This is a genomic window from Salinicola rhizosphaerae, assembly GCF_014652715.1.
Classification (GTDB): domain Bacteria; phylum Pseudomonadota; class Gammaproteobacteria; order Pseudomonadales; family Halomonadaceae; genus Salinicola; species Salinicola rhizosphaerae.
Genome location: NZ_BMZI01000007.1, coordinates 233,012 through 242,830 on the forward strand (window position 1 = coordinate 233,012; position 9,819 = coordinate 242,830).

The 9,819-nt window shown below is 59.7% G+C and carries 8 protein-coding genes; 2 read left to right on the forward strand and 6 right to left on the reverse strand.

The genetic code is table 11. The features are described from left to right. Positions 1-490: 490 nt before the first annotated feature. Positions 491-886: a GFA family protein gene (locus IE125_RS19495; protein ID WP_189445734.1), complete on the reverse strand. Its 396-nt coding sequence runs from the start codon at positions 884-886 to the stop codon at positions 491-493. 743 nt (positions 887-1,629) lie between these two features. Next, positions 1,630-1,896, reverse strand: coding sequence for a hypothetical protein (locus IE125_RS16330; protein ID WP_189445735.1), 267 nt, complete (start codon positions 1,894-1,896; stop codon positions 1,630-1,632). Positions 1,897-2,344: 448 nt separating this feature from the next. Between IE125_RS16330 and IE125_RS16335 the strand changes: the two genes are divergently transcribed. After that, positions 2,345-3,166, forward strand: a complete 822-nt coding sequence (locus tag IE125_RS16335; protein ID WP_189445736.1) for a helix-turn-helix transcriptional regulator — start codon at positions 2,345-2,347, stop codon at positions 3,164-3,166. A gap of 354 nt (positions 3,167-3,520) precedes the next feature. Here the strand turns inward: IE125_RS16335 and IE125_RS16340 are convergent, their stop codons facing one another. The 4 genes from IE125_RS16340 to IE125_RS16355 all read right to left on the reverse strand — a co-directional run bounded on the left by IE125_RS16340 (position 3,521) and on the right by IE125_RS16355 (position 9,125). Continuing rightward, complete coding sequence (locus tag IE125_RS16340) at positions 3,521-4,474, reverse strand: Nudix family hydrolase (RefSeq protein ID WP_189445737.1); 954 nt, start codon at positions 4,472-4,474, stop codon at positions 3,521-3,523. 201 nt (positions 4,475-4,675) lie between these two features. After that, on the reverse strand, positions 4,676-5,884 hold the full coding sequence (gene argJ / locus IE125_RS16345) for a bifunctional glutamate N-acetyltransferase/amino-acid acetyltransferase ArgJ (protein WP_189445738.1): 1,209 nt from the start codon (positions 5,882-5,884) through the stop codon (positions 4,676-4,678). 73 nt (positions 5,885-5,957) lie between these two features. Next, positions 5,958-8,702, reverse strand: a complete 2,745-nt coding sequence (gene secA, locus IE125_RS16350; protein WP_189445739.1) for a preprotein translocase subunit SecA — start codon at positions 8,700-8,702, stop codon at positions 5,958-5,960. Between the two features lie 75 nt (positions 8,703-8,777). After that, positions 8,778-9,125: a hypothetical protein gene (locus IE125_RS16355; protein ID WP_189445740.1), complete on the reverse strand. Its 348-nt coding sequence runs from the start codon at positions 9,123-9,125 to the stop codon at positions 8,778-8,780. A gap of 62 nt (positions 9,126-9,187) precedes the next feature. Here IE125_RS16355 and IE125_RS16360 point away from each other — a divergent pair, with 62 nt between their 5' ends. Continuing rightward, on the forward strand, positions 9,188-9,655 hold the full coding sequence (locus tag IE125_RS16360; protein WP_189445741.1) for a DUF721 domain-containing protein: 468 nt from the start codon (positions 9,188-9,190) through the stop codon (positions 9,653-9,655). Positions 9,656-9,819: the final 164 nt, after the last annotated feature.

The window sequence follows — 9,819 nt, forward strand, 5'->3', positions numbered from 1 at the left end:
GCACTTTCCGCAGCGCCCGGGCTTTCAATCAGCGATTGCCCACCTTGCTGAAAGGTTGCGTCAAGCGCAGATCCTTGGCTCGTAGTCCCTTACCGATATCCCACTTCCATCCTTGAAACTAGACGCTATATGATCTCATAAGCATTGTCTAATAATTAGGCATTAAAAATTTAATGCTCGCTGGGCACTAGCGACCAGTCGTAAGCGGCAAGACCTTGTCGCGTCGCCAAGGTTGGAATTAAAGACCGGTCAGCCAGGTAACGAGGCAAAACAGAGGGACACGACTCATACCCAGAGTGATATAAATATTTAACCGAGCGGTTATTTAAACAACGATATCTTTCAAAAAAAATCCCCGAACAGAGTCGGGGAACCAAGGATCTACAACGAGACGTGAGAATAACTGGAATCGCTGTTGAAGAAAATTGGTGAGTTTGCGCGACACGCTGTAAGCCATGTCTTACAAAAACTGGCTGCGGGCGTGTCAACATCAACTGACATAGTCTCCAACACAATGACTTTCGTCAGACAGAGCTAGCATGGTTTCCAATCCATCCAACCGCTCCACTTGGAGACCGGCGACATCCCGAGGCTCTGCCAATCGCAAGTTGACACCGATTCGACGTGTTCCTCCGGCCATTACCGATTCCGCACGCCAATGAGTGACGCAGCCACAACGGCCGCAGAAGTGGAAAGCGAGATCCGTCCCGCGACGGTAGGTACGGGTTTCGCCCGTGACCGTGATGTTCACTCTCTCTAGACCATAACCCCAGATTGCCCCATAGCGGCGACAGATCGTGCAGTTGCAGACCGTTGCCTGGGTCAATTCGCCGGTAAAGCACCACCGCACGCCACTGCAATGACAAATTCCCTCGATCTGCTTCATTTTTGCCTCCGACTTGGCTCAATCAGCCGCTACCGCGGTGCGGAACCGATGGATTCTTACCCGAAACGGCATGAAGCCTGATCCTGATCGTGTCGCGAAAGCGGAATGCGCTGCAGGCTGCCAGCTGCCGTATGAATATTTTACGGGTAAATACCGATATTGCGCGGCAACTGCCCGGCCACAGGCCGCATCGCACTACGCTAATCCAAGTCTCCCGTCCTGAATCGAACGCGGTTTCACTGCCGGACGCGGTTTCACTCGAGCGCCATCCCGTAAACCCGATCGAGAGCACCCGATGAATTCCACCCACCTGGAACATGCCGTGATCGGTCTCGCCGTGCAATGTTTGCTCTGGCCGCTGCTGGGCAAATGGATATCAGGGTCGTTGATCGTCGCCGTTTTTCTGGGCCGGGAGATAGCACAGCATGAATACGCAGGCGGAGGGGCAGCTCGAGTCGGCTATTTTTACGGCCTTCTCCATCACTGGTCGGTGGACTCGACGCTTGACGTGGCGGCCCCAGCCCTCGCTTGCGCCACGCTGGCGTGGGTGGCGTCTCGACGACAGCGAAGCCGCACTCGCGCGAGGCCGCGAATCCCGATGATCGACAGACTGATCGATCGAAAGACGCGTTAGTCCGAACAGCCGGCTTACCGATGGTGCTACTGGATCATGATGTCGCGACGCTCGAGCCAGGCGTGGAAGCCCCAGGTCCAGAGGCAGGCAAGAGTCGAGCGCCAGCGGATTAACGCGTCCCGGTCGTTCCCGTGGTTCCCGTGGTACCCGTGGTTCCTGTCGTGCCTGAATCCCCGTCATTACCCACCGTGACTGCCAGCGCTGTCACTGCCGCCGCGGCAAAACCGACGCCTATCGCCGTTGCAGCTGAAATACCGGCCGCAGTCCCCGCGCCCGCCGCGCTTCCCGCCGTGACACCGCCAGCTGTCGAGGACTCCTGCGCCGCTGCCGGCAGACTCCACATGGCGAGCATGATGACAAGCCCCAGTTTCTTCATATCGTCTCCTGCCGTCAGATGACGGACATGCCGTGGACAGAGCGCGTTCGACTGAACGGCGCTAGCACTAGAGGATCCCTGTACAGGGCGGTCGAAGAAAAAGGGTCTGCTCGGAAGAGCAGACCAATACAGGGAAGCCGGTGATTCACTTCTCGTGCAGGTTAGAAAGCCAGATCCATTAAAACAATCGACCGACATCCATTTGATCCAAATCGGCAGGCGTTATGCTCGAAAAAGAAAAAGGGAAAAATATTGGCAGCATTGTTCCTTTATAGTTACCTAAAGAATCCAGAAGTAACAATATTTCGATTAAGTAATCTTAAGATAGGCTCAATGAAATTTTTCACTTAACATAAACGAACATACCGGGCGTGCAGACCAGCAAGTCATAGCCGAGATGATTATTTTATTCACCCAATAAAACGAAAATCATTCGCAGGACAACTCCATGAGAACCGAGGATGTCAGAAAGGCAGAAGTCATGTTCGACGACGACACTCACCATAGCGTCGAGGCACTATCGAAGACGATCGGCTACTCACCCGCCCATCTGAGAAGAGTCTTCAAGCGACAGTTTGGCGTCTCGCCGGCGAAGTACCGCAGTACGCGCAGGCTGGAGCAGGCGGCACTGCTGCTTCGCTATACGAGTGACAAAGTCTCGGCCATTGCCAGTCAGACATCTCACGGCAGCCCTGCCATATTCACTCGCGCATTTTGTGGTCACTACCACATGTCACCATCGGCCTATCGTAGAGCGCACGCGTCAGGCGACGGCCGCCAGCCTGCGAGTTCCATCACCGTGAACATCGGATACGAATTGCCGCGGACCTTCCTGGTCACGCGAGCCTATGGTTCGGAGATCTTGCCGGAGGTAGCGAAGGGCTGGCACTACTTCTGTCAGCGCAGCCGAATGACACGAGAGGCACACGCGCATGCGCGCCCTGCCATACTATTTCGGGATCACCCGGTGACGACGCCTCGTGAAAGACTGCGCGTAGAATACGGCTACCTGATTGCGCATCCGGAAGATCATTTACGCATTCCATCGCACTTCGATTATCGCCATAAGCCGGCGACACTCATCGCTTCTTTAATCGTCCATCAGGAATCAAGGATTGTGCCTTATCTCGAGTGGATGATTGCCCGTGGCATTCAACGAAGCGGGCTTTCCATTACAGGCGAACCCGCCGCCGCCATTTGGCTGGAAGGATTACCAGGCATGTCTCAGGCGGTCATAAAACTCTCTATTCCCTGCCGCCAGTCAATATGAACTTGACCCCGAATTGACAAAATTTATCACCGACCACATATCACTTTCTGTTGATAATTCCCGGTATTAATTAATAGCGATATCTTCGATCTTATACCACCGAAGTAGCATCGTTTCCCTGGCGGCGCCATCATCGCAAGGGAGCTGGCCGCCTCACCAATGGAAGTTGCGAGAAGCACCACGGACAAGCCAGTCGAGAACGCATTGTCGGCGACTTGAAACGCCGTGAGAAGGTCGGTGAGGATGTCATTCAGGAACCAAGCGAAATACCGGGCGGCCGATCGGGAACCCTGATTCAGGATTCCCGATCTCCCCCTCTGGGGCCTCGACATTAACGTATCGCGAAAGCGGTGCTCAAACGTCGTGAAGCCAGAAATCGCGAATGGAAGCGATGCCTTGCGCGCCTACACCACGCGCCTGATTGGCGTGATGTCGGGTCATGCCACCCAATGCATAGACGGGCATCGCCGCCGTCTCCACCATTTGCTGGAAGTCATGCCAGCCGATCGTCACGGCGTCCGGGTGCGAGGGAGTCGGCGCCAGGGGCGACAGCGTCACGAAGTCACAGTCAATATCTCCGGCCTGAGTCAGCTGCGCCGCGTCATGAGTCGAAGCACCCAGCCACTTGGCGGCCGGAATGGGGCGCTGCTTCAACGCCATCAAGCGCGCGCTGGTCAGATGAATGCCGTCGGCGTCGACACGTTCCAACCAGCTCGGATCGGCATTGAGCAGCAACTTGGCACCGTGGCGCCGGCAAAGCGCGAGCGCTGCCTCCGCCCGCGCTTGATAGGCGTCAGCATCAAGCTCCTTGGCGCGCAGCTGAACCAGGCGAATGCGATCCTTCTCGAGAGCCCGCTCTAGGTGCTGCAGAAAGCGCGTATCGTCGGCTTCTTCCGCCGTGATGAGATACTCCTGCGGTAGCGCAACCGCCCGCAGGATTGGTAAGTTGGCGGCCGGGAACGGGTAGTTCGGCAGGTCATCGACTTCGACCCAACGGACCGGCTGACCTTCTCGGCCGTAAGGATCACCTTCGTACGCTGTCACCTGCCACACATCCAGAAGGATATGTTTGTCGGCGTATTCGTGATGCACGCGAATCAGCGGTTGGGCGCGCTTCAGCTGTATGCCGAGCTCCTCGATGAGCTCACGTTTCAGCGCCTCTAGCCCGGTTTCGTAAGGCGCGAGCTTGCCACCGGGAAACTCCCAGAGCCCGCCCTGATCGGCGGTCGCCGGTCGCCTGGCGATCAGCACTCGCCCGTCCTCGCGCATCACGGCGGCTGCCGCTACGTGAACCCGTCTTTTGATCATCTCGCTAAGTCTCTCGTACTGCTTACGCGTTAAAGGTGCTGGTTGCCATGAGCCGACTACGTTGAAGTGGCCACGACATCGACAGGTCTCATCATCTTATCGAAGCTGACTCGTCGTATTTCTGCTTTTCCACTGTCGCTCAAGTGCCGAGCGGCCGCTGGAACCGGCTCTGTCTCGACGCCGGCCAGGACACTCGCGAACCTAGCTACGATAGTCCGCGTTGATCGATACGTAATCGTGGGACAGGTCCGATGTCCAGACCGTCGCACTGGCATCGCCTCGACCCAGCTCGATCCGAATGGTGATCTCTTCCCGGGCCATGACGCGAGCCCCCGCCTCTTCGGTATAGCTTTCGGCACGACCGCCCTGCTCCACCAGGCGAACCTCACCGAGATCGATCACCACGCGATCGACGTCCAGGCTGTCGACCGGTGCGCGACCGACGGCGGCCAGAATGCGCCCCCAGTTGGCGTCCGATGCGTACAGCGCGGTTTTCACCAGCGGCGAATGAGCCACGGTAAACGCCACCGCGCGAGCCTCCTCGACCGTCCTTGCCTGCTCGACCTGCAGTGTGACGAATTTGGTCGCCCCCTCGCCATCACGAATGATCGCCTGCGCCAGCTCCGTCAGCACGCCAGTCAGGGCATGCCGGAAACGTTGTTCATCTTCCCCGGCGGTGATTGTCGGCCCCTTGCCAGTCGCGATCAGCGTGCAGGCATCATTGGTCGAGGTATCCGAATCCACGGTGATCGCGTTGAACGACACCGATACCGCCTCTCGCAGCCATTGCTGCAGGGTATCCGGCGCGATGTCGGCGTCACACGCGACAAAGCCCAGCATCGTCGCCATGTTGGGCTGGATCATGCCGGAGCCTTTGCTGATGCCGTTGATAGTGACAACGCCACCGCTGAGCTCGACCTGCGTCGTCGCACCCTTGATCCGTGTATCGGTGGTCATGATGCCTTCAGCGGCCGCTTCCCATTGATCTTCGGCTAGCGCCGCCAGCGCCTCGGGCAGGCCTGCGGCGATCTTCTCGACCGGTAATGGCTCGCCGATCACACCAGTGGAGAAGGGCATTACCTGCTGCGAGTCGATACCGGCAAGGTCGGCAAGTGCTGTACAGCAGCTCTCTGCGTCTTGACGGCCTCGCGCGCCGGTGCCGGCATTGGCATTTCCGGTATTGATCAGCAGATAACGCGGCGCCGTCTGGCCCAGATGATCCCGCGCGACGTGAACCGGGGCGGCGCAGAACGCATTACGCGTGAAGGTCGCGGCAACGCTCGCGCCATTCGGCACTTCAATAACGACAAGATCGCGCCGTCCCGGCTTCTTGACACCGGCCTTGGCAGTGCCGAGTCGGACACCGGCGATCGCCGGCATCAGGGGGAAATTCTCAGGCCCTACAGCCATTCGACACTCTCCTCGCGGCCGCCACGATGTAGCGGTATGTGGTTCTCGGTCGGCTCAAGTGAAAGCCGCCGCATCAGTTCAGTTTGCCGTGGCACTGTTTGTACTTCTTGCCCGAACCACAGGGGCAGGGATCGTTGCGACCGACCTTGGGACCTTCGCGACGCACCGGCTGCGATTCGTCATCGGCCTCCTCGCTCTCGTCCCCGGCAATCGCGCCTGCCGTCTGCTCGGCTGCAGCCACCGCTTCCTCGTGCACGGACTGGCTCGCAGCCTTCTCGCGCTCGAGCGCTTCGCGGCGCTGTCGTTCCAGATCATCGACCTCTTCCTGCCGCCGCACCTGGACATGGCTCAAGATGCGCGTCACATCGTGCTTGATGTTGTAGAGCAAGGACTGGAACAGTTCGAACGCCTCGCGCTTGTACTCCTGCTTCGGGTTCTTCTGCGCATAGCCGCGAAGATGGATACCCCGGCGCAGGTGGTCCATCGACTGCAGATGCTCTTTCCAACGGGTATCGAGCACCTGCAGCATGACCTGCTTCTCGAACCGACGCATCGTCTCGGCGCCGATCGTCTCGACCTTGGCGGTGTATTGACCGCGATGCTGATCGAGTAGCCGCTGGCGCAGCATCTCTTCGTTGAAGCTCTGGTCCTCTTCTGCCCATTGCACCAGAGGCAGATCGAGATTGAATTCCTGCTTCAGCTGATCCTGCAGGCCGGCAAGTTCCCACTGCTCGGGGAGACTCTGCGGCGGCACGTACTCGGAGATCGTCTGCTCGAGCACTTCGTCCCGGATACCGACGATGTTCTCGGACAGATCTTCGGCGGTGAGGATCTCGTCGCGCTGATCGTAAACCACTCGGCGCTGGTCGTTGGCGACGTCGTCGTACTCGAGCAGCTGCTTGCGGATATCGAAGTTGCGGCCCTCGACCTTCTTCTGCGCACGCTCCACGGCGTTCGAGACCATCTTGTGCTCGATCGCCTCGCCCTTTTCGAGCCCCAGCGCACCCATCAATCGCTGTACCCGGTCGGAACCGAACAGACGCATCAGGTTGTCTTCAAGCGACAGGAAGAAACGGGTAGAGCCTGGGTCGCCCTGACGGCCGGCGCGCCCTCGCAGCTGGTTATCGATACGTCGTGACTCGTGGCGCTCGGAGCCGATGACATGCAGGCCGCCAGCCTCGAGGACGGCGTCATGACGTTGCTTCCATTCGGCCTTGACCTCAGCGATCTGCTCTTCGGTCGGCTCGCTGAGCTTGGCGACGTCAGTTTCCCAACTGCCGCCCAGCATGATGTCGGTACCGCGACCGGCCATGTTGGTCGCAATGGTCACGGCACCCGGGCGCCCGGCCTGAGCGATGATCTCGGCTTCGCTGTCATGCTGCTTGGCGTTGAGGACGTTGTGCGGGATCTTCTGCACTTGCATCAGCTTGGAGAGATATTCCGAGGTTTCGATCGACGCCGTCCCCACCAGCACCGGGCGTTCGGCCTCGCGCTGAGTCTTGACGTCCTCGATGATCGCCTCGAACTTCTCCTCCGCGCTCATGTAGACCAGATCGTTGAGGTCCTGGCGGGCCAACGGACGGTTGGTGGGAATCACCAGCACATCGAGGCCGTAGATATGGTTGAACTCGAAGGCCTCGGTATCCGCCGTGCCGGTCATGCCGGACAGCTTCTCATAGAGACGGAAGTAGTTCTGGAAGGTCGTCGAGGCCAGCGTCTGACTCTCGCGCTGAATGTTGACCCCCTCCTTGGCCTCGACGGCCTGATGCAGCCCTTCGGACCAGCGGCGACCCGGCATGGTGCGGCCGGTATGCTCGTCGACGATGACGACATTGCCGTCGGAAACGATGTAGTCGACATCGCGCTGATAGAGACAGCGTGCGCGCAGCGCCGAGTGAATGTGCTGGAGAAGTCCGAGATTCTGCACCGCGTAGAGCGAATCCTCGCCCTGGATCAGTCCGGCCTCGCGCATCAGCTGCTCGACCTTCTGATGCCCCTCTTCCGTCAGCTCCACCTGCTTCTGCTTCTCGTCGACGAGGAAATCGCCGGTCGCCGGATCTTCTTCGTCGCTGCACTGCTCGAGCTGCTTGGAGAGCGTCAGGATCGTTCGATAGAGTTCGACATTCTCTTCTACCGGACCCGAAATGATCAGCGGCGTGCGCGCCTCGTCGATCAGGATCGAGTCCACCTCGTCGATAATGGCGAAAAAGAGCGGGCGCTGAACCTTGTCGGCAAGCGAGAACGCCATGTTGTCGCGAAGGTAGTCGAAGCCGTACTCGTTGTTGGTCCCGTAGGTGATATCGCACGCATACGCCTCGCGCTTCTCGGGATTGGGCTGCCCCGAGGCGATGACGCCCACACTCAGACCGAGGAACTCGTAGAGTGGGCGCATCCAGTTGGCATCACGGCTGGCCAGGTAGTCGTTGACCGTGACCACGTGAACGCCCTTGCCGACCAGCGCATTGAAGTAAACGGCCAGCGTACCTACCAGCGTCTTCCCTTCGCCGGTCTTCATCTCGGCGATACGCCCTTCGTGGAGGGACATGCCGCCGACCAACTGCACGTCGAAGTGGCGCATGCCCAGCACGCGCTTGCTCGCCTCACGAACGACGGCAAAAGCCTCGGGCAACAGCGCTTCGTGCTTCTCGCCCTTTGCCAGACGTTGACGGAACTCCTCCGTCTTGGCGGTCAACGCGGCGTCGTCAAGCGCCTCGAATTCGGGCTCGAGCGCGTTGATCGCCTCGACCTGCTTGCGCATGCGCTTGACGTCACGGTCATTCTTCGAACCGACCAGTTTGCGTACCAATACGTTCAACATGAGAAATTGTCCTGCTGGATTCCTGACGCGGCTAGACGTCTCGCGCCTGCCGACGGTGATCGAGATACAAGAGAATCAGGCAGGAACTGGTGGCCCGCGCCGGGAGATCGCGTCCAACGCGATATTGGGGAGCCAGGCAGGAGCCGGCGGCAACCGAAAGACGATGCGCGCCCAGCCGATGAAAAGCCGTCGGCGTGGCGTGGTCGCCGCCACCCGAGCGGCGCGGCGAGACTCGGCCCGGATCGCTTCCGGCGCCATCAGGTAGACTTGCGTGAAGCGCTCGGCCAGACGCAGCGCTTCGGCGTGAACCAATCCGGCGGGCAGCAGGCATCCGACCAGCACACTGGCCAACCACCAGTGGGCGCGCTGTCTCGGACGCCAGATGGCGCCGCGATGACCGGGCTGCGATTGGGCCGAACTCATGCTGTCGACGAACTCCGCGTCGTGATAGGTTTAGCGGGTCACTCCCCACTGCGTGCAAGCCGATGAGTATAAAGGCTAAGCGTTTTCGCGCCCAGCCCGTTTCCCGACTCCTCGATCGACCCGGTGGTGTCGGCAACATCATGCGCATGGCCACGTTGATCGAGACGGCGCAACGCCATCTGCGTCAGCAAGTGCCCCCGGACGTGGCCGAGCATCTATTCGTCGGAGGTTATCGAGAGGGCACGTTAACGGTCATCACCGACCGCGCCGCGTGGCTGACTTGGCTTCGCTACGAGCAGCCGCGCCTGCTGAAGCAGCTCCAACAGCTGCAGGGATTCGAAGCCGTGCTCAAGCTCTCGCTCAAGGTACGCCCCATTCGTCCCACGAAGATTGCACCACGCCAGGTGCGTCAACTGTCCCCCGCCGGCGCCGAAGCCATCTCGCAGTGCGCCGCGGCGCTGGACGATTCGCCGCTCAAGCGTTCACTCTCGCGGCTTGCCTCGCACGCGGCACCCTCGAAGGACGAATGAGCCCGCCTACCGACGATGACGGCCTTACATGACAAACCATGATTAGCAGCAGGGCAACGCCGGAGGCGTTATCGGGATCGGTCTCGTGGCCAGCCGGCAAGTTCCGGAACGAGCCCCCGAGACGAGCGGCTGCAAAAACAACGCCGCCGACCCTGCGGTCGGCG

Coding starts and splice junctions, on each gene's coding strand:
- argJ (WP_189445738.1), bottom strand. CDS start 5,884: ATGGCTGTAGGGCCTGAGAATTTCCCCCTGATGCCGGCGATCGCCGGT.
- IE125_RS16330 (WP_189445735.1), bottom strand. CDS start 1,896: ATGAAGAAACTGGGGCTTGTCATCATGCTCGCCATGTGGAGTCTGCCG.
- IE125_RS16335 (WP_189445736.1), top strand. CDS start 2,345: ATGAGAACCGAGGATGTCAGAAAGGCAGAAGTCATGTTCGACGACGAC.
- IE125_RS16340 (WP_189445737.1), bottom strand. CDS start 4,474: ATGATCAAAAGACGGGTTCACGTAGCGGCAGCCGCCGTGATGCGCGAG.
- secA (WP_189445739.1), bottom strand. CDS start 8,702: ATGTTGAACGTATTGGTACGCAAACTGGTCGGTTCGAAGAATGACCGT.
- IE125_RS16360 (WP_189445741.1), top strand. CDS start 9,188: ATGAGTATAAAGGCTAAGCGTTTTCGCGCCCAGCCCGTTTCCCGACTC.
- IE125_RS16355 (WP_189445740.1), bottom strand. CDS start 9,125: ATGAGTTCGGCCCAATCGCAGCCCGGTCATCGCGGCGCCATCTGGCGT.
- IE125_RS19495 (WP_189445734.1), bottom strand. CDS start 886: ATGAAGCAGATCGAGGGAATTTGTCATTGCAGTGGCGTGCGGTGGTGC.